The organism is Micrococcus lylae, assembly GCF_900163825.1.
GTDB classification, from domain to species: Bacteria; Actinomycetota; Actinomycetes; order Actinomycetales; family Micrococcaceae; genus Micrococcus; species Micrococcus lylae.
Map to the genome: position 1 here is coordinate 38,191 of NZ_FUKP01000028.1, position 20,369 is coordinate 58,559.

The 20,369-nt window shown below is 74.0% G+C and carries 10 protein-coding genes and 1 tRNA gene; 7 read left to right on the top strand and 4 right to left on the bottom strand.

Annotation, left to right across the window (positions count from 1 at the left end; all coding sequences use genetic code 11):
• The first annotated feature begins 16 nt into the window (after nt 1-16).
• Both FM125_RS04520 and FM125_RS04525 read left to right on the top strand, forming a co-directional pair.
• On the top strand, nt 17-3,544 hold the full coding sequence (locus FM125_RS04520; RefSeq protein WP_087133778.1) for an ATP-dependent helicase: 3,528 nt from the start codon (nt 17-19) through the stop codon (nt 3,542-3,544).
• Between the two features lie 95 nt (nt 3,545-3,639).
• Nucleotides 3,640-7,176 carry an ATP-dependent helicase gene (locus FM125_RS04525; protein ID WP_087133779.1) on the top strand — a complete coding sequence of 1,179 codons (3,537 nt, stop codon included), beginning with the start codon at nt 3,640-3,642 and terminating at the stop codon, nt 7,174-7,176.
• Between the two features lie 78 nt (nt 7,177-7,254).
• On the opposite strand, the gene FM125_RS04530 is transcribed toward FM125_RS04525, so the two are convergent.
• A complete protein-coding gene (locus FM125_RS04530) occupies nt 7,255-8,379 on the bottom strand; it encodes a phosphotransferase (protein ID WP_087133790.1) in 1,125 nt (374 codons plus the stop codon).
• Between the two features lie 154 nt (nt 8,380-8,533).
• Here FM125_RS04530 and FM125_RS04535 point away from each other — a divergent pair, with 154 nt between their 5' ends.
• A complete protein-coding gene (locus FM125_RS04535; protein ID WP_067189070.1) occupies nt 8,534-10,654 on the top strand; it encodes an ATP-dependent DNA helicase UvrD2 in 2,121 nt (706 codons plus the stop codon).
• 29 nt (nt 10,655-10,683) lie between these two features.
• Here FM125_RS04535 and FM125_RS04540 read toward each other — a convergent pair whose 3' ends face one another.
• Nucleotides 10,684-11,700 carry a ThiF family adenylyltransferase gene (locus FM125_RS04540; protein WP_087133780.1) on the bottom strand — a complete coding sequence of 339 codons (1,017 nt, stop codon included), beginning with the start codon at nt 11,698-11,700 and terminating at the stop codon, nt 10,684-10,686.
• A gap of 205 nt (nt 11,701-11,905) precedes the next feature.
• On the opposite strand from FM125_RS04540, the gene FM125_RS04545 reads away from it, so the two are divergent.
• A complete protein-coding gene (locus FM125_RS04545) occupies nt 11,906-12,601 on the top strand; it encodes a M48 metallopeptidase family protein (RefSeq protein WP_087133781.1) in 696 nt (231 codons plus the stop codon).
• Nucleotides 12,602-12,742: 141 nt separating this feature from the next.
• Here FM125_RS04545 and FM125_RS04550 read toward each other — a convergent pair whose 3' ends face one another.
• Nucleotides 12,743-14,161 (bottom strand): zinc-dependent metalloprotease, encoded by a 1,419-nt coding sequence (locus tag FM125_RS04550; RefSeq protein WP_067189075.1) that lies wholly within the window; start codon nt 14,159-14,161, stop codon nt 12,743-12,745.
• 273 nt (nt 14,162-14,434) lie between these two features.
• Between FM125_RS04550 and FM125_RS04555 the strand changes: the two genes are divergently transcribed.
• The 3 genes from FM125_RS04555 to FM125_RS04565 all read left to right on the top strand — a co-directional run bounded on the left by FM125_RS04555 (nt 14,435) and on the right by FM125_RS04565 (nt 19,271).
• Nucleotides 14,435-15,616 carry a YlbL family protein gene (locus tag FM125_RS04555; RefSeq protein WP_087133782.1) on the top strand — a complete coding sequence of 394 codons (1,182 nt, stop codon included), beginning with the start codon at nt 14,435-14,437 and terminating at the stop codon, nt 15,614-15,616.
• Nucleotides 15,617-16,042: 426 nt separating this feature from the next.
• A complete protein-coding gene (locus FM125_RS04560; RefSeq protein WP_067189100.1) occupies nt 16,043-18,955 on the top strand; it encodes a UPF0182 family membrane protein in 2,913 nt (970 codons plus the stop codon).
• 242 nt (nt 18,956-19,197) lie between these two features.
• Nucleotides 19,198-19,271, top strand: a tRNA-Met gene (locus FM125_RS04565).
• Nucleotides 19,272-19,439: 168 nt separating this feature from the next.
• Here the strand turns inward: FM125_RS04565 and FM125_RS04570 are convergent.
• A complete protein-coding gene (locus FM125_RS04570; protein WP_067189077.1) occupies nt 19,440-20,255 on the bottom strand; it encodes a PspA/IM30 family protein in 816 nt (271 codons plus the stop codon).
• Nucleotides 20,256-20,369: the final 114 nt, after the last annotated feature.

Genomic DNA, 20,369 nt, shown 5'->3' on the forward strand with positions numbered 1-20,369 from the left:
TGACAGAATCGGGGACATGGACCAGAGCACCGAGCACCCCGCCCCGCCGAACGTCGCCGACCATCCGGCCGCGGACGACGTGCAGGACGTCGCCGCCCTGCGGCAGGAGCAGCGGCAGGCGTGGGAGGAGTCCTGGGCGGAGACGTCCACCGTCGAGGGCACCGTGGCGGCCCGGCTGCGCGGACCGGACGCCGCGAAGACGGGTCCGGGAGCCTTCGCCGAGGAGCAGGAGGCCGTCGCCTCGCTCACCGCCGGGCACGGCGCCGTCCTGCTGCTCGGCGGCCCGGGCACCGGTCGCACCGCGACGCTCGTGGAGGCCGTCGCCCGCCGGCTCGAGGCGGGGCTGGACCCGGAGTCCGTGCTCGTGCTCGCACCGACCCGCCAGGCCGCGGCTCGCCTGCGGGACGCCCTGACCGTGCGCCTCGAGGCCACCGGCCACGGCACGCGCGCCGTCACACCGGTGCGCACCTGGTCCTCCTACGCGTTCGACCTGATCCGCCGCGCCCGTGTGGACGGCCCCCTACGGCACCTGGCCCGGCCGCCGCGCCTGCTCTCCGGCGCCGAGCAGGACACCGTGATCGCCGAGCTGCTGGACGGCTACGCGGAGGGCGCCGCGGTGGGTCCGGACTGGCCGCCGTCCGTGTCCGAGGCCGTCGGCACCCGCGGCTTCCGCCGCGAGGTCCGCGAGCTCGTGGACCGCATGAGCGAGTTCGGCGTGGAGCCGGGGGACCTGCAGGAGCTGGGCGCCCGGCACGGCCGACCCGAGTGGGAGGCCGCCGCGATCCTCGTGCAGGACTACCGCGACCGCATCGACCTGGGCATGGCCGAGGCGTTCGACCCCGCCGGTCTGATCTCCGCAGCCGTCCGCGTGCTCACGGACGTGGACCCGGACGACCCGGAGCGTGCCGCAGCCACGGAGGCCTTCGCCGCAGCCGAGCGCCGGAGGCTGCGGCTTGTGATGGTGGACGACCTGCAGGAGGCGACCCCGGCGGTCCACGACCTGCTCGCGGTGATCGCCCGCGGCACCGATGCGCTCCTCGCCGCCTCCCCGGACACCACCGTGCAGGGCTTCCGCGGCGCCGTCCCGGCAGAGGTCGGCGCCTATCCGGCCCGTCTGGACGAGGAGGGCGGGCCGCGTCCGGCCGCCGAACGGATCCACGTGCTCACCCAGGGCCACCGCATGTCCGCCCCCGTGCTCGAGGCCTGGGAGCGGGTGGCCCGACGCGTGGCCACCGCCTCCGCGGACCTGGCGCGCGTGCGTGGGCTGACCCGGGCGGCCGAGGACCGCACGGACGACGGCACTGCGGACGGCACCGAGGGGCCGGACGGCGGACAGATCCCGGCCCCGGCAGCCGAGGTCCACGTGGTGCCCACCGCCGCGCACGAGGACCGCCTCGTCCTGCAGCGCGTGCTGCAGGTCCACCACGGCCAGGGCGTGCCCCTGGACGAGATCGCGGTGATCGCCCGCGCCGGCTCCCGCGTCGCCGAAATCACCGCGTTCCTCGAGTCGGAGGGCGTGCCGGTGGTCCGCGACGTCGCCGGCACCGTCCTCAAGGACGAGCCCGCGGTGGCCCCGCTGCTGCACCTGCTGACCGTGGTGGCCGCCCTCGTGGACGAGGACGGCCGGGACACCGCCGAGGAGGACCGCCAGGACGTGCTCGCCGGCGTCCTGGACTCCCTCGACGTGCAGCACCTGCTGCGCGGCCGCTACGGCAGCACCACGCCGCTGCACCTGCGCCGCCTGCGCCAGGACCTGCTCGCCACGGAGCGCGCCCGCGGCGGACGCCGTGGCTCCGAGGTGCTGCTTCCGGCCGCCCTGCTGGACCCCTCGCTGCTGGGGGAGGAGGCGCCGCGCCACCACGGCCTGCAGCGCCTGTCCCGCATGCTCCACGCCGGGCTCGACGCCGCCCGGCAGGAGGGGGCCACCGCGGAGACCGTCCTCTGGGCCGTCTGGGAGGCCGCCGAACGCGGGGAGGCATGGCGCCGTCTTGCGCTCGGCAAGACCGACCGCCCGGACGCCGCCCGCGAGGGCCGGCGCGCGGACGCGGACCTCGACGCCGTCGTCGCCCTGTTCCAGATGGTCGAGCGCTATGTGGACCAGTTCCCCGGCGCTGCCCCCGCAGCGTTCTCCCGCTACATGGAGTCCCAGGATCTGCCGATGGACTCCTTGGCCCGCGGCGCGTCCGGACGGGACGCCGTCCACATGCTCACCCCCGCCTCCGCGGCCGGCCGCGGCTGGCACACCGTGCTGGTCGTCGGGATCCAGGACGGCGTCTGGCCCAACACCCGCCTGCGCGGCCAGCTGCTCGGCGCCACGGACCTGGCGGACCTCGTCCTGCACCGTCAGGGCGCGGCCTGGCCGACCCCGCACCGGATCCGCCTGCAGGAGACCCGCCAGGACGAGCTGCGCACGTTCGCCGCCGCGGTCTCACGGGCCCGTCACACGGTGGTCGGCACGGCCGTGGTCAACCATGAGGCGGCACCGTCCGAGTTCCTCGAGCTGATCGCCCGCCCCGAACGCACCGAGAAGGGCGAGCTGGTCTGCACCGAGGTCCCCGACCCGCTCACCACCGGCGCCCTCGTGGCCCGGATGCGGCGTTCGCTGGAGGAGGGCGAGGGCAAGGACGGCGCCGAGGCCGCGGGCGGCCTCGCCTGGCTCGCCGCCCAGGGCGTGGAGGCAGCCCATCCGGACCACTGGTGGGGCCTGGCCCCGCTGTCCTCGCAGGAACCGGTCGTGGACCCGGCCGGAGAGGTCCGGCTGTCCCCCTCGCGCGCCCAGATGCTCCTGCAGAACCCGCTCGACTGGATCATGTCCCAGGCCGGGGCCGAGGCGACCACCACCCTGGCGCAGTCCGTGGGCACCTTCGTGCACAGCGTCTGTGAGGCCCACCCTGCCGGCCCGCCCGAAGCGCTGCGGGACGAGGTCGAGCGTCGCCTGCCCGAGCTCGGCCTGCCGGCGGGCTGGACCGGCGAGGTCCAGCTGGAGCGGGTCCGTGAGCTCGTGGAGACCTTCATCCGCTACCTGCCCGAGTCCCGCGACGCCGGCCGTGTGTGCGTGGCCCAGGAGATCCGGATCGACGTGCCGGTGCCGCTGGCCGACGTCACCGTGCGCATCACCGGTGTGATCGACCGTCTCGAGGTGGACGCCGAGGGACGCCCCTACGTGATCGACCTGAAGACCGGCCGGAGCACCCCCACGCAGAAGGAGATGCTGCGCCAGCCCCAGCTGGCGGCCTACCAGGTGGCCCTCGCCGCGGGCGCGCTCACCGCCGAGGGCGTCGAGGTCCCCGGCGTCTCCCGACCCACCGAGCCCGGCGGCGCCGGGCTCGTGCAGCTCGGCGCGGGGACCAAGAAGGTCAAGGTCCAGGACCAGCCCGCCCTCGGCGAGGACGACGAGTGGGCATGGGCCCAGCTGGCGCTCGCCGCCGGTCGGACGGTCGGCCCGTTCTACCTGACCCTGCACGGCACAGGGGACCGTTGCCGCCACGCGGCGCTCTGCCCGCTGTGCTCCGAGGGACGGCAGGTGACCGAGTGGACCCGGTGACCGACGCCCCCAGCACCACCGCCGGCCGCCCGGGCGGCGGCACAGCCCAGAGTAGCCCAGCACCGAGCAGCCCAGCCCAGACCGTGGAGCAGCCCATGCAGATCCGCTACAGCCCCGACGAGCTCGCCCGCCTCCTGGCCACCGAGGCCGAGCAGGAGGCCGGCACCTGGCTGCGGCCCACCGCCCAGCAGGCCGAGGTCATCCAGGCGCCGCTCACGCCACGCCTGGTGGTGGCCGGCGCCGGCTCCGGCAAGACCGCCACCATGGCCGACCGCGTGGTCTGGCTCGTGGCCAACGGACTCGTCCGCCCGGACCAGATCCTCGGCGTCACCTTCACCCGCAAGGCCGCCGGCGAGCTCACCCACCGCATCAACGGCCGCCTCGAGCGGCTGCTCGCCGTGCCCGGCTTCGAGATCCCCGGGTTCGAGGGCACTGCCGAGGAGCTCGGCCGCGCCGCCGTCTCCACCTACCACTCCTACGCGGGCGCGTTGGTGCGGGACCACGGTCTGCGCATCGGCGTCGAACCCGGTGCCGTGCAGATCACCGACGCCGACGCGTATCGGATGATGCGGCAGATCGCCGAGGACGCGGATGTGGACCTGCAGGAGGGTGCACCCGCCCTGTCCACGCTCATCTCCGGCGCGCTCGGCTTGGCCGGGGACATGGCCGAGCACCTCGTCGAGCCCGACGCCGTCCGCGACTACCTGGCCGCCGAAATCGCCCACGGCGCCTCCCTGCCGCCGACCCGTGCCGGGGCCGCCCGCAACAAGGAGGCCGGCGAGCTGCTCTTCTCCCTGCGGGCCCGGCTGCTCATGGCGCACATGGTCGAGGCCTACACGGCCGCCAAGGAGGAGGCCGAGGTCATGGACTTCGGCGACCTGCTACGCCATGCTGCCCGCATCGCCGCCGCCGTCCCCGAGGTCGGCCGCATCGAGCGAGACCGCTATCGAGTGGTCCTGCTGGACGAGTTCCAGGACACATCCCACGCCCAGATGACGATCTTCGCAGGGCTCTTCGGCGCGTCCTCCGGCGAGGGCGCCGGCCACTGCGTCACCGCCGTCGGCGACCCCCACCAGTCCATCTACGGATTCCGCGGCGCCTCCGCCGGGCAGCTCTTCGACTTCCCCCACCGCTTCCCGGCGAGGGACGAGGACGCGCGGCAGGCGCCCGGCGCCGACCCGGCCGCCGCGGACGGCGAGGCGCAGACGGGGGAGGGGGCCGTCGTCGGGAGGCTGAGGCCGGCGGACGTGTCCCACCTGACGACCGCCTGGCGCAACGACGAGTCGATCCTCGCCCTGGCCAACCGGATCGTGGCGCCCATGGCCCAGCCGGAGACGGACACCGTCCAGGTGCAGCCCCTGCAGTCGCGCCCCGGCGCCTCCGCCGGCGAGGTCCGCCTGGACGAGTACGTGACCGGCGAGGAGGAGGCCGCCGACCTCGTCGCCCGGATGCAGCGGCTCGCCGACGACGCCGGCGACGGCCCCGTGCCCTCGCGGGCGATCCTCTGCCGCGGACGCGCCCAGTTCGGCCCGGTGATCGACGCGCTCGAGGCCGCCGGCGCCCCCTACCAGGTCCTCGGGCTCAACGGCCTGCTGTCCCTGCCCGAGGTCGCCGAGGTCCTCGCCGTCCTGCACGTGGTGGCCGAGCCCGGCCGCTCCGACCACCTCGTTCGCTGGCTCTCCGGCCCGCGCTGGCGCATCGGCCCGGCCGACCTGGCGCTGCTGAAGGAACGCGCCCGCTTCGTCGCCCGGCTGCGCACGCGCCAGAGCGACGAGGAGGCCGCCCGCCTCGAGGACACCAGCCCGGAGGAGGACGCGGACGCCGCCGTGCTGCTCGAGGCCCTGGACGACCTGCCCCGCGAGTCGAGCCGCTGGACCGGCCGCGATGGGCGCACCTTCTCCGCCGAGGGGCTGCGCCGGCTCACCGCCGCCCGGGACATGCTCCGCCGCCTGGCCCGCCGCACGGACATGGACCCGGCCGAGATGATCGGCGAGGTCGAGCGCGCCACCGGCCTGGACGTCGAGCTCGCCCTGCGCCCCGGACCCTCCGCCGTGGCCGCCCGGCGGCACCTGAACGCCTTCATCGACACCGCCCGGCAGTTCGGTCGCCGCGCCGTCGGACGCACCGTGGACCTGGCCGGATTCCTCGCCTGGGTCGAGTCCGCCGCCGAGCACGAGAAGGGCCTGGGCATCGAGAACGCCGAGCCGGACCCGCGCGCGATCTCCGTCCTCACCGCCCACGCCTCCAAGGGCCTGGAGTGGGACGTCGTGGCCGTGCCCGGCCTGGTGCGCGGCGCCTTCCCCTCCACCCGTGCCGACCGCTGGATGGCCCTCGGCGCCGGCGCCCTTCCGTGGCCCCTGCGCGGAGACCGGAACGCCCTCCCGCAGTGGGACCACTCGTGGGCCGAGAACGACCGCGACTGGGTGCAGAGCTCCGGGACCGTGAAGGCCAAGGCCGCCCTCGAGCTGCTCGGCTCCCGCCCGGACTTCGCCACCCTGCTCACCGAGCACGCGCTCCGGGACGAGCGGCGCCTGGCCTACGTGGCCTTCACCCGCGCCCGCAGCCGCCTCTGGCTGAGCACCTGCCAGTGGAAGGGGACCAACAAGACGCCCGTGGAGGTCTCCGAGTTCTTCGCCGAGGCCGCCGAGCTCGCCGAGGACGGCCCCACACCGGTCGCCGGCGTCGGCTGGGGGACTCGCCTCACCGACCAGCAGCGGACTGACGCCAACCCCACCGCCGGCCGCATGCGGGCGGCCCTCTGGCCGTTCGACCCGCTCGAGGGCCCGATCGCCTACGACGTGGACCCGGACGACCCCGAGGACCGCGAGGCATGGACCGAGCTGCCGCGCCGTTCCCGCGGACGCCGCGCGGCCGTCGAGGCCGCCGCCGCTGCCGTGCGCGGAGCCGATCCGGCCGACCTGGACCTGGACTCGGCGCTCGGCGCCCAGCTGGAGTGGGCCGTGCTGCGCGAGCGCGCCCTGCAGGACGCCAGCGGCGAGGTGGCCCTGCCGCAGCACCTGTCCGTCTCCCTGTACGGCGAGTTGGCGAAGGACCCGGAGGCCGTGGCGGAGCAGCTGCGCAGGCCGATGCCCCGCCCGCCGGCCCACGCCGCCCGCCGCGGCACCGCCTTCCACGCCTGGCTCGAGGACCGCTTCGAAGCCACCGGCATGCTGGACATCGACGACCCGGACGACGCCGCCGACCAGTGGATGGACGACGCCCTCGACCTCGAGCCGATGCAGCAGTGGTTCCTGTCCTCCCGCTGGGCGGACCGGACTCCCGCCCAGGTGGAGGCGCCGCTGGAGACCACGGTGGCCGGAGTGACCCTCCGCGGCCGCGTGGACGCCGTCTACCGCTCCGGAGGAGACCCGGCCGACCCCTTCGACCCGCAGGCGCAGTGGGAGCTCGTGGACTGGAAGACCGGCCGGGTCCCCACTGGCCGGGATCTGGAGAACAAGGCGCTGCAACTGGCCGTCTACCGGCTGGCCTTCTCACGGCTGCACGGGATCCCGCTGGAGAACATCGGCGCCAGCTTCGTCTACATCGCCCACGGCGAAGAGCGCACCATGGAGGCGCTCCCCGGGGAGGAGGAGCTGGAGCGGATCCTGTGTGAGGCGCTGGGCAGCCACTGACACCAGGCGGGCGCTGCGGGGTGACCGGCCTCCTCGACCGTCGCGGGCCGGCAGAGAGCCTCGGCGGCCGGCGCCGGATCAGGCCCGGTGCGAGCCGCCGGTGCGCGGCGTGCCGGACGGCGGCACTGCCGGCAGCACGCCGGTCTCGGCCTCGTCGTCCACGCCGGAGGCGGGGGCGCCGAGCTCGGCGCGCTCCGCCTCGGCGCGGCGGGCCTGCTTGGCGGCACGCTCCGCCTCGGCTCGCCGGGCCTGCTCGGCGGCGCGCTCGGCCTCCTCGGCCGCCCGGATCCCGTCCTCGAGCTCGCCGAGCATCTCCTCCGCCTCCGCCACCATGGCCGTGTCGTGGCGGTCCACGCCGCGCACCAGCCACTGGGCGAGGGCGAACTCGGCCACCAGGGCGGCGCGGCGCATCAGGTGCTCGTCGCCGTCGTCGGCGGCGCCGGCGGCCCCCCGGCGCGCACGGTAGGCCTCGAGCACGCGGTCTGCGAAGTCGGGGTCCTCGACGGCGGCCAGCCAGGCGAAGTCCACGGCCGGGTCGCCCACATGCAGGTCGGTCCATCCGGTCACCCCGACCACCCGGCCGCGCTCGAGCAGCAGGTTCTCCTCGTGCAGGTCGCCGTGGACCGGGACGGGCTCGAAGCTCCAGAGCTCCTTCTCCTCCAGGGCGGTCTCCCAGCGGCGCAGCAGCGTGGCCGGGATGCGGCCGGTGGTCGCGGCCTGGTCCAGCTCGTTGAGCCGGCGGGTGCGGACCTGCTCGGGGGTGTACACCGGGAGGTCGGCCAGGGCCACCACCTGGTCCGGGAGGGTGTGGATGGCGGCCATCACCCGGGCGACGTCCGCCACGGCCGCTTCGCCGGCGTCCACTAGGTCCTCGAGCGGATGCACGGCCCCCGGCATGTCCTGGTAGACGAAGGTGCGCAGCCCGTCCAAGCGGACGGCACCGGCCACGGACGGGGTGCGGAAGGGGAGGTTCGCCCGCACGGCAGGCGTGAAGCCGGCGAGCACCTGAAGCTCGGTCTCCAGGCGCATGGCGGCCTCCGGGGTGTGCGGGGAGCGGACGCGCCAGCGCTCGCCCCTCTCGGCCAGCACGATCGCCGAGGAGAAGTCCGCGGGGTCGTCCGGGCTGGCCAGCACGCCGGTCGGGGACAGGCCCGGGACGGCAGCGGCGGCAAGGGCGGCGAGATGCATGGGCTGACGGTTCACGCCCACAATCCTAGGTCCGTCCGGGCTCGTCGCCCTGGGGCGACACCGGCCCCGGTGTGGCTCTCGGGCCCCGTCCAGACGCCGTTGATACGGTGGAGCGCCTGCCCGTGCGGGCACGCCGACGCCGAAGCGCCCGAAGGAGTCTGGAACACCCGTGAGCTCGCCCGATGAGATCCTCCGCGGCCTCGACGCCGAGCAGCGCCAGGCCGCGACCGCGCTCCACGGACCCGTCTGCATCCTCGCAGGCGCCGGCACCGGCAAGACCCGCGCCATCACCCACCGCATCGCGTACGGCGTGGCCTGCGGCGTCTACGACCCGCAGCGCACGCTGGCGCTGACCTTCACGGCGCGCGCCGCCGCGGAGATGCGCACCCGCCTGCGCGACCTCGGCGCCCACGGCGTCCAGGCCCGCACCTTCCACGCGGCCGCCCTGCGCCAGCTGCGCTACTTCTGGCCCCATGCCGTGGGCGGGTCCATGCCCAACGTGATGGAGAACAAGGTCCGCCTGCTCACGCAGGTGGCCCAGCGCATGCGCATGAGCGTGGACCGCGCCGCCCTGCGTGACCTCGCCTCGGAGATCGAGTGGGCGAAGGTGTCCCTGCACGCCCCCGAGGCCTACGCCGAGGCGGCCGCGGAGCGGGACATGCCCTCCGGCTGGACCCCGGTCACCGTGGCCCGCCTCTACGCCGGCTACGAGGAGCTCAAGACGGCGCAGCAGGCCATCGACTTCGAGGACGTGCTCCTGATCCTGGTGGCCATCCTGGAGTCCGAGGAGCGCATCGCGGCCACCGTCCGCGAGCAGTACCGGGTGTTCGTGGTGGACGAGTACCAGGACGTCTCTCCGCTGCAGCATCGGCTCCTGGACCTGTGGCTCGGCGGCCGCGACGACCTCTGCGTGGTGGGCGACGCCTCCCAGACCATCTACTCCTTCACCGGCGCGACCTCCGATTTCCTCACGGGCTTCCGCGAGCGCTACCCGGACGCCACCCAGGTGAAGCTCGTCCGGGACTACCGCTCCAGCCCCCAGGTGGTCGAAGCCGCCAACCGGCTGCTGGCCGACCGCACCCGCGCCGGGGCCCGCGACCGTTCCCTCCCGGCGTGGCCGGAGCCGCTGCAGCTGGTGTCCCAGCGCGAGTCCGGCCCGCAGGTCGTGTTCGCCGAGTGCGACGACGACGAGGCCGAGGCCGGCTGGGTCGCCGAGCAGGCGAAGCGGCTCATCGACGAGGGCGTGCCCGCCTCGGAGATCGCCGTCCTCTTCCGCACGAACGGCCAGTCCGAGGCGTTCGAGACCGCCCTGACCACGGCGGGCATCGGCTACCTGCTGCGCGGCGGCGAGCGGTTCTTCTCCCGCGCCGAGGTCCGGGACGGCATCCTGCAGCTGCGGGCGGCCGCCCGCGCGGCCCAGGACCTCACCGGTGCCGACGTGATCCAGCGCGTCAAGGACGTGCTGTCCTCACTCGGCTACACGGACGAGCCTCCGGCCGGCTCCGGGGCCCACCGCGAGCGGTGGGAGTCCCTGCGGGCGCTCGTGCACCTGGCCGAGCAGCTGGCGGACACCCGCGGCGCGGAGTTCACCCTCACCGAGCTGGTGGCCGAGCTGGACGAGCGCGCCGAGCACCAGCACGCCCCGGCGGTCCAGGGCGTCACCCTGGCGTCCCTGCACTCGGCCAAGGGCCTGGAGTGGGACGCCGTCTTCCTCGTGGGCCTGTCCGAGGGGCTCATGCCGATCTCCTTCGCGGACACCCCCGCGGAGGTGGACGAGGAGCGCCGCCTGCTCTACGTGGGAATCACGCGTGCGCGCAAGCACCTCTGTCTGACCTGGACGCTGTCCCGCGGCGGCGGCCGGTCCACCCGCAGGCCGTCCCGCTTCCTGTCCGCGATCGACTCCACGCTCGGAGGCAACCGCAAGGCCGCGGCGGCCTCGGCGTCGGCCGCCCCGGCCCGCCGCCGGCGCAGCGCGGCCCCCGCGACCTGCCGCACCTGCGGCGAGGTCCTGGACACCGGCGCCGAGCGAAAGATCGGGCGCTGCATCGATTGCCCGGCCACCTATGACGAGGCCGTTCTGGACACGCTCAAGGACTGGCGGACGGCCAAGGCGAAGCAGATGCGCAAGCCGCCGTTCGTGGTGTTCACGGACGCCACGCTCGTCGCGATCGCCGAGACCATGCCGCGCTCCGCGGCCGAGCTGCTCAGGATCTCCGGCGTCGGCAGGATCAAGCTGGAGTCCTACGGGGAAGAGGTCATCGAGCTGCTCCACGGCACCGACGTCGCCTGAGCTGTCCGAGCCGCCCCTCGCCAGAGCCCTCACCCGCCGCAGGCGCAGCCCGGCCAGGGCGCCACGGACTCCTCGGCCACGCTCAGGGGCGACGACCGTGGTCCGGGGGCCTGGTCCCGCACCCGCCAGGCGAGTCCCGGCACCGGCCCGCTCTTCAGGGCCGCGACCACCACGCAGGCCGTGAGGCGGGCCCGCTCCACCGGGTCCCGGCCGGCACCGGCCCGGTGCAGTGCCGCGGTCCGCTGCGCCCGGAGCGGGTCCCCCTGTCCGGCCCAGCGCTCCCAGCACAGCGGGCATCCCGGGACGTCCGGCGCGCACCAGGGCCCCACGAGCGTGTCCTCGTCACGCAGCACCACCGGCAGGACGATGTGCCCGCCGGCCTGCGCCCGCGCCAGCCGGTCCGCGTCCCAGGCGCCCGCCGCCACCGTCACCGTGACCGCCCCGATCGCGCGGCGTCCAGCCGGGTGACAGGCCACCGCGGCGACCCCGCGGTCTCCGAGGCGCTGGGCCAGCGCCTCGGCCCGCGGCCGCCCGACGTCCGCGGTGACGAGCCCGTGGCCCAGCTCCTCCGCCCGCACCGGGCGCCGGTCCGTCAGCCCGAACCGTCCGACCCCGGCGGCTGCCAGCAGGTCGGCCACCGCGGCCCCGGTCGGCCCGAGCCCGTCCACGTGCACGGCGTCCGGCAGCGCCCGGCTCGGCGCCGGAGCAACTTGCGTCTCGTTCCCGCCGCTGTCCCGGCGCCCGTCTGCTCCGGGGTCCGCTGCGCCGTCCGCCCCAGGGTCCGCTGCGCCGTCCGCCCCTGCGCCCTCGACCAGCACCGGTGCCAGGCCTTCCAGCACCAGGGCCAGCTCCGTCTTCTCCATGCCGCAGCGGCGCGCCAGCGCAGCCGCGGAGCCGCGTCCGGCCACCGTCCCCGCCGACAGCTCGGCCAGCAGCGTCCGCACCCCGCGGGGCCGGACGTCCACCACCACGGCCCGCGGCCCGTTGCCCACCTGCACCTGCCCCGGGCCGACCTGCACCGTCGACACCGTCGGATCGATCCGCATGCTCTGTCCCCTCCGGCGTCCCTTACGACGCCTGCGACCACTCCGGTCCGCCGCGGATCCGTCCGCGGCGGGTCCGCTCCAGCGTCGCATCGACGCGTCCGACCGCCCCGCGGCCGTCCACAGCAGGCCGTCCCCCGACGACGCCCGTGCGGTCCGGTCCTCCACAGGTGCCGCCTCCGAGTCCCGGACGGTGCACAATGTGGGGATGCCTTTCAACGGAGGATCGCGTCGCCGCTCGAGTCCGCGCCGCGCAGCGGCTGGCTCCCGCGCCTCGGCCGGCGGCCGTTCCGGCCGCGCCCCCGCCGTGCGCGCCACGGAGCTCACCGAGGTCCATGGGGTCCCGCTGACGCTCATCCGCTCCACGGCCCGTCGCCGCACCGTGTCCGCGGCCTGGCGGGACGGCCGGCTGCGCATCCTGCTGCCCGCCGGCCTGGCGGCGGGGGAGGAGCGCCAGTGGATCGAGCGCATGATCGCCAAGGCCCCGGCCCCGCCGGCGGCCCACGACGACGGTCCCGCACCCGACGACGGCTCCCTGGCCGCCCGCGCGGAGCGCCTCCGCGCTCGCCTTGTGCCCGAGGCGCCCCGCCCGACGTCCGTGACCTGGTCCTCCCGGCAGCGGCAGCGGTGGGGCTCCTGCACCCCGTCGCGTCGCACCCTCCGCATCTCCACCCAGGTGCACGGCATGCCGGAGTGGGTCCTGGACGCCGTGCTGGTCCACGAGCTGGCCCACCTGCTCGAGTCCGGCCACGGACCGGCCTTCCGGCGCCTGGTGTCCCGGTACGACCGCTACGCCGAGGCCATGGCCTTCCTCCAGGGCGTCACCTTCGCCACCGGCCGCGGGCTCAGCCCGGACGCCGTGCCGGACGCCACCCCGGACCAGGCTGCGGATACCGAGTCCTGAACGTCCTGAACGCGAAGAGGCCGCCGCCCCGGCGGGGGAGCGGCGGCCTCGTCGTCTTCACCGGACGACCGTCCCGGGTGCGCCTGTCGCGGGCGGAGGGCGGCCGTCGTCGGCGAGGACCGGGCGGTCAGCAGGAGGGGATCACTTCTCCTTCGGGGCGTCCCCGAACCCGCCGTCCAGCAGGCGGCGCAGCTCGTCGTCGAGGGAGTCGGTGGTCCTGTCCTGCTCCTCGCGGCGGCCGGCGTAGCCGGTCGGATCGTCCAGGTCCTCGGCGGTGGGCTGGCGCTCCGGATGGCGCCAGACCTCCTCCCGGTACTGCTTGCCGTGGGTCTTGGTGATCTCCGCCCACAAATCGGAGGCGGCATGCAGGCGGCGCGGGCGCAGCTCAAGACCCACGAGCGCGGCGAACGCGTGCTCGGCCGGGCCGCCGGAGGCGCGGCGGCGGTTCATCGTCTCGCGCAGCGCCGCGGCGTGGTCCAGGGGAGCGGCGGCCTCGGCGACCACCACGTCCACCCACCCCTCCACCAGGGCCAGCAGCAGCTCCAGCTGCTCGAGGGCCGCGCGCTGGGTGGCGTCCGGCTCGGCGATGAAGGAACGGCCGTCGAACACCTGCTGCATGGACTCCGGGTCCATCGGGTCCACGTTCGCCGCGGCGGACTCGATGCCCTCGGTGTCCAGGCGGATTCCGGCGGCGTACTGCTCGATCGCCGCGAACAGGTCCCGCTCCAGCCACGGGGAGTGGAGGAACAGGCGCATCCGGGCCACCTCGCGCAGGGCCAGGTAGATGCGCAGCTGGTCGTCCGGGACGGACAGCCCGTCCCCGAACTCCTCGATGTTCACCGGCAGCATGGACAGGGTGTGGCCGGCCAGGGGGAAGCCGATGTCGGTGCCGGAGAGCACGTCCTTGCCGATCTCGCCCACGGCCGTGCCCAGCTGCAGGCCGAACATGGTGCCGCCCATGTTCTGCAGCATCGGCTTCAGGCCCTCCAGGCCGCCGAGCATGCCTGCCATCTCCTCGGGCATCTGCCGGGAGAGCTGCTGCTCGATCGCCGCGGACATCGCCCGGGACAGCGAGGTGGCGACCGGCTCTGTCATGCGGCGCCAGCTGTCCATGGTCGCCTCGACCCATTCGGCACGGGAGACGGCCTTGCCGATCAGGCCGGACTGCTCGGTGTCGGTCGCGCCGTCGAGCCACAGTTCGGCCAGGCGCAGCGCCTCGTCGACCTCGCGGCGGGCGAACGAGCCCACGGACGGGTCGGTGCCGGCCACGGCCTGGCGGGCCGCGTTCTTGGCCAGGTCCCAGTTCACGGGACCGGACTGGCCGGACGCGGCCGGGTTCATCATCGCCTGGAACTGGGCCATCATCTGCTGCATCATCGCCGGGTCCATCTGCGACGGGTCGAAGCCGGGCATGGCGCCGCCGCCGGGGCCGCCCATCTGCTCCATGGCGCGGCGGATCTCCTCCGGGTCCGGGCCCTGACCGCCGAAGAGGCGCCCGAGCATCTCCTCCAGGGGGTCGCGCTCGTCGCCGGATCCGGGGTTCTTCGGGTCGTTGGTCATGTCCTTCAGCGTAGTGGCGTCGGCCGTGCCCTGTCTGTGCCGGGGCCCGTCCGCGGGCCGGTGTTCGCCACCAGGTGACGGCCGCGGGCCGCCCGCGGGACGCGGTGTGCCGGCCTCTGCCGGGCGCCCGGGCGACTTGGGAGGACATGCCCGAGGGCCGTCGTCGGGGAACGGAGTAGACTGGCGGGGCCGTTCCGTGTCCGTCGCACGCCGACGGCGCACGGACCCGCCCCGCCGAGCCCGCCTCGGCCGAGCTACAGGAAGCGGTGCCGCGTGCCCCAGAAGACACCCTCTCCGGAGCCGCGCCCGGACGCGCCCCGGGGACCTGCATCTGCGGCCCGACCCCGCCACGCCTCGCCGCCCGCCGGAACCACGACGACGGCCGCCCGCCGCCGCAGGCCGCCTCGCCTGGCCGGCTGGATCGCCGCGGCCAGCGCGACGGTCGCCGTGGCCGCGCCGACCCCCTACATCGTGGAGAGCCCCGGCCCCGCCATCGACGTCCTCGGCACCTATGAGGGGCACGAGGTCCTCACCGTCACCGGCGAGGAGGACACGGCCCAGGTGGACGACCACGGCGCCTCCGAGGGCCGCCTCGACATGACCACCGTGCTCGTGGGCGGGCCGCCGACCGGAACCACCACCGTCTCGGACCTGCTCGGAGCCCTGCTGGACCCGGGCGCAGACGTGATCCCGCGGGAGCTCGTCTACCCGACCGGCACCACCTCCGAGGAGGTCAGCGCCGGCAACACGGCCGCCATGGCCTCGTCCCAGGAGATCGCCACCGCGGCCGCCCTCACCGAGCTCGGCGTGGACTACCGCACCCAGCTGACCGTGCAGGAGTTCACCGAGGGCAGCGCCTCGGAGGGGGCGCTGCAGGTGGCAGACGTGATCCTGGAGGCCGACGGCGAGCAGGTCTCGGACGTGTCTGCGCTCAAGAACGTCCTCAACGCCTCGGGCGGAGACCCGGTGCCCATGACCGTGCGCCGCGACGGCGAACAGATGCGGATCGACGTCCCCGTGTCCGCGGCCCCCACCGACGGGCCGGACCGCTGGCTCATGGGCGCGTACCTGCAGCAGACGTTCGAGTTCCCCGTGCAGGTCGACATCGCGCTCGAGGACATCGGCGGCCCCTCCGCCGGGCTGATGTTCGCCCTGTCCATCGTGGACCGGCTCTCGCCGGGCGACCTCACCGGCGGGCGGCACATCGCCGGCACGGGGACCATCACCCCGGACGGCGTCGTCGGGGCGATCGGCGGCATCCCGCAGAAGGTCCGCGGCGCCCGGGAGGCCGGGGCCGAGGTGTTCCTCGCCCCCATGGAGAACTGCGCAGATCTGGACGGTCGGGTCCCGGAGGGGCTGACCGTGTACGCCGTGGACACCCTGTCCACGGCCCGGGACACGGTGGACGCCGTGGCCCACGGGCGCACCCCCGAGGGGGTGCGCACCTGCGGCTGACATCGGCCGCACCACGACCCGGACGGTGGGGGAGCGCAGCACGATGCCGTGCCGCGCAGCCCCGCACCGGCACCACGGAGTCCCCGTCGGACGGACGGGGCGCCGAGACCATCAGCACGAGTCCCGCAGGCGGCGGGACGGGAAGCACCACAGAGGAGACGAGTGAGCTTCGGACAGTCAGGAAGCGGGCCCTTCGGAGGCCCGCCGCATCAGGGAGGATCCGGCGGATCGCCGGGGAAGGGGAACGACGGACCGTTCGGCGCCTTCGGGCCCTTCAACCCGTTCGGCGGCCGCGGCGACGACGGTGACGGCGCCGGCGGCCGCGGAGGAGCGGGCCGCGGCCCCTTCGGCGGAGGCGACGGGGGCGAGGGCGGCGGTGCCCGGAAGGGTGGGCAGTCCCGTCGACCGGGTCGTCCGAGCGCCCTGGTGCTCACCCTGATCTCCGTGGTCGTGCTGGTGGGGCTCTTCGTGCTCTTCACCGGCGTCTACACCGAGATCCTCTGGTTCAACCAGATCGGCTTCGCGGATGTGTTCTGGACGGAGATCTGGACCCGTGTGGCCCTGTTCGCGGTCGCCGCGGTCGTCATGGCCGCGGCCGTGTGGCTGTCCGTGCGCCTGGCCTGGAAGGGCCGCCCGCAGAAGGCGCCCTCGGCCGGCCGCGACTCGCTGAGCCAGTACCAGCGGCAGCTCGAGCCGATGCGCCGCCTGGTGTTCGTCGCCGTTCCCGTGGTGGTCGGCCTGTTCGCCGGCTCCGCCGCCATGAACGGCTGGCAGACGGTCCTGCTGTTCCTGAACCAGGAGCCCTACGGCAAGCAGGATCCGCAGTTCGGCATGGACATCAGCTTCTACCTGGCCACCCTGCCGTTCCTCGGCATGCTGGTCAGCTTCCTGATCTCCGTGACCCTGGTGGCCGGCATCGCCGGCCTGCTGGTCCACTACCTCTACGGCTCGATCCGCGTGGAGGAGCGCGGCGGCGTGACCGTGGAGAAGCCCGCCCGCATCCATGTGGGCGTCTTCGCCGCGCTGTTCCTGCTCCTGCAGGGTGTGAACTACTGGCTCGCCCGCTACCGCACCCTGCAGTCGCAGGACGGCGGCTGGGCCGGCGCCCTGTACACGGACGTGCACGCCGTGATCCCGACCTCCGCGATCCTCGCGGTGACCGCGGTGATCGTGGCCGCCCTGTTCGTGGTGACCATCCTCAACGGCCGCTGGCGCGTCGCCCTGGTGGGCACCGCGGTCCTGGTGATCACCTCGCTCGTGGTGGGCGCCGGCTACCCGTTCCTGGTGCAGCAGTACCAGGTGCAGCCGTCCGAGCGCTCCCTCGAGGCCGAGTACATCAAGCGCAACATCGAGATGACCCGCGAGGCCTATGGCCTGCATGACGTCGAGACCACGAACTACGAGGGCGCCACCGACGCCGAGGCCGGCGCGCTGGCGGGCGAGTCCGCGAACACCGCGAACATCCGCCTGATGGATCCGAACCTGCTCTCGCAGACCTACGGCCAGCTCCAGCAGTTCCGCCCGTACTACACCTTCCCCGACACGCTGCACGTGGACCGCTACGAGATCGAGGGGGAGACCCGCGACACCGTGGTGTCCGTCCGCGACGTCAACGTCAGCGAGGACCAGTCCTGGGTGAACAGCCACATCGTCTACACCCACGGCTACGGCATGGTGGCCGCGGACGCCTCCGAGGTGGCCGCCCAGGGCCGGCCGAAGTTCCTGCTCTCCGGCATCCCCACCACCGGCGCGCTGGCGGACGAGAAGGACTACGAGCCGCGCATCTACTTCGGCACCAACTCGCCGGAGTACTCCGTGGTGGGCGCTCCCGAGGGCGCGGCGCCGAAGGAGCGCGACCGCCCGCAGACCGCCGACTCCGGCGAGGACACCGCCTACACCTTCTCCGGCGACGGCGGCCCGTCCGTGGGCAACCTGTTCAACCAGCTCGCCTACGCCGTGAAGTTCGGCTCCACCGAGCTCGTGCTGTCCTCCGATGTGAACGAGGAATCGCAGATCCTGTACGACCGTGACCCGGTGGAGCGCGTCCAGAAGGTCGCCCCGTTCCTCACCGTGGACTCGAACGCCTACCCGGCGATCGTGGACGGGCGCATCCAGTGGATCGTGGACGCCTACACCACCTCGGACGCGTTCCCGTACTCGACCGCGCAGGCGCTGGGCGAGGCCACCACCGACGCCCTGAACCGCAACGAGCAGTTCAACCTCTCCGGCCAGGTGAACTACATCCGCAACTCCGTGAAGGCAACGGTGGACGCCTACGACGGCACCGTGAAGCTCTACGCGTGGGACACCGAGGACCCGCTGCTGAAGGCCTGGCAGAACGTGTACCCGGACATCATGCACCCGTACTCCGAGATGAGCGCGGAGCTGATGGACCACGTCCGCTACCCGGAGGACATGTTCAAGGTGCAGCGTGAGCTGCTCGGCCGATACCACGTGACCGATGCGGACGACTTCTACGAGAACAACGACGCCTGGTCGGTCCCCTCGGACCCGACCCAGGACGACGACAACGTGAAGCAGCCGCCGTACTACATGACCATGCAGATGCCGGGCCAGGACGAGGCCGCGTTCTCGCTGACCTCGACCTTCATCCCGCAGATCACGCAGGGCGCGCAGCAGCGCAACGTGCTGTACGGCTTCCTCTCCGCCGACGGCGACGCCGGCACCGGCGAGGACGGCCAGAAGCGCGACTCCTACGGCACGCTCCGCCTGCTCGAGCTGCCGCGCCAGACCACGGTCCCCGGACCGGGCCAGGCGCAGGCGAACTTCGACTCGAACGACAGCGTGTCCCAGGAGCTGAACCTGCTCCGCCAGGGCGCCTCGGACGTGATCAACGGCAACATGATCACCCTCCCGGTGGCCGGCGGCATCCTCTATGTGCAGCCGGTGTACGTGCGGTCCTCGGGCCCCACCTCGTACCCGACCCTGCGCAAGGTGCTCGTCTCCTTCGGCGACCAAGTCGGCTTCGCGGACACCCTGGAGGGGGCCCTGAACCAGGTCTTCGACGGCGACTCGGGTGCGGTGACGCCGGAGGAGCAGCAGGAGTTCGACAAGGGTGAGACCGGCGGCGGAGAGGCCGGTGACGGAGGCTCCGACGAGGGCGGCTCCGACGAGGGTGAGACCGGCGGCGACACCCCGGCCCCGGCCGGCTCCGACCTGGAGAAGGCCCTCAAGGAGGCGCAGGACGCCATCGAGCGCGGCGAGGAGGCGCTGGCCGAGGGCGACTGGGCCGAGTACGGCAAGCAGCAGGACCGCCTGAACAAGGCCCTCGAGGCGGCGATCGCCGCCGAGGAGGAGGCCAAGAAGGCGCAGGACTGACGCCTGCGGCGCCCTTCCCGACGACGGCCCCGGCCCTCCGTCTCCCGCCTCACGCGGGGACGGGGCCGGGGCCGTCCGGCGTCCGGGGACGCGCTCGAGGTCGGGGGCCCGTGCGACGGATACACGGGACCGCGGCGGGCGCGGCGGGGTGCCCGCCGCTCCGATGTGGGCAGTGTCACGCCCAGATCGGGCACCCTCGATTTGGTGCTCCCGGCGGAGGTGTGTAAAGTAGAACAAGTCGCCGCGGGGTGGAGCAGTTCGGTAGCTCGCCGGGCTCATAACCCGGAGGTCGCAGGTTCAAATCCTGCCCCCGCAACGAGAAAGGCCCCCAGGACTTCGGTCCTGGGGGCCTTGTGCATGCCGGTGGCGGCGCACCGCGGCATGCAGGGGAGACGGTGCACGTGCGGCGGCCCCCGGACCGGGGAGTCCGGGGGCCGTCGGGCTGTCCGGGGGAGCGGCCGTCGTCGGGCCCCTCCGGTGCGGATCAGTTCTGGGTGCCGGTGCCGGTCTCGGTCTGCTCGGCCGAGTAGTCCATGGAGAGCTCGGCGTCCTCGGAGTCGGCGCCGGAGGTCAGCTCGGACGGCTGGGAGCCGCCGGCCTTGAGGGCCGCCAGGCGGGCCTCGACCTCGGTCTGCTCGCCCAGGTCCTCGAGGGACTCGAACTGGGAGTCCAGGGAGGAGGCGGCGAGCTCCTGCTGGCCGCGCACGCGGGCCTCCTCGCGGCGGACCTTCTCCTCGAAGCGGGAGACCTCGGAGGTCGGGTCCAGCAGGTCGATGGACTTCACGGCGTCGGCCACGGCGGACTGGGCCTTGGCGGACTTCGCGCGGGCGGTGAGCTCGTCGCGCTTGGACACCAGCTGCTGGCGCTTGACCTTCATCTGGTCCAGGCCGGTCTTGAGACGCTCCACGATCTCGCGCTGCGAGGTGATGGTCGGCTCGGCGGCCTTCGCCTGGCGCTCGGCATCCATCTGACGCTCGATGGCGACCTTGGCGAGGTTGTCGAACTTGGCGGCGTTCGCCTCGTCACCGGAGGAGCGGAACTGGTCGGCCTTCTGGGAGGCGGCGAGGGCCTTCTGGCCCCAGCTGCGGGCGGCGTCCTGGTCCTCGCGGTAGTCGTCCTCGATCATCCGGAGGTTGCCGATGGTCTGGGCCACGGCGGACTCGGCCTCCGCGATGTTGTTGGTGTAGTCCCGGACCATCTGGTCCAGCATCTTCTGCGGGTCCTCGGCCTTGTCCAGCATGGCGTTGATGTTGGCCTTCGCCAGGGTGGAGATGCGGCCGAAGATGGACTGCTTGACCATGGGCGTTTCCCTTCTGTGGTGCCGGCGTCGTGAGCTGCCGACTCGGTGTTCATCGTGTACAGGCCCCCTCAGGGCCGGTTCCGAGGCCCCTCACGGGGCGTCGGTCCGGTCCGT

Bases quoted from the DNA above. Each gene is read 5' to 3' on its own strand.
- FM125_RS04520 (WP_087133778.1), top strand. From the start codon at position 17: ATGGACCAGAGCACCGAGCACCCCGCCCCGCCGAACGTCGCCGACCAT.
- FM125_RS04525 (WP_087133779.1), top strand. From the start codon at position 3,640: ATGCAGATCCGCTACAGCCCCGACGAGCTCGCCCGCCTCCTGGCCACC.
- FM125_RS04540 (WP_087133780.1), bottom strand. From the start codon at position 11,700: ATGCGGATCGATCCGACGGTGTCGACGGTGCAGGTCGGCCCGGGGCAG.
- FM125_RS04545 (WP_087133781.1), top strand. From the start codon at position 11,906: ATGCCTTTCAACGGAGGATCGCGTCGCCGCTCGAGTCCGCGCCGCGCA.
- FM125_RS04550 (WP_067189075.1), bottom strand. From the start codon at position 14,161: ATGACCAACGACCCGAAGAACCCCGGATCCGGCGACGAGCGCGACCCC.
- FM125_RS04570 (WP_067189077.1), bottom strand. From the start codon at position 20,255: ATGGTCAAGCAGTCCATCTTCGGCCGCATCTCCACCCTGGCGAAGGCC.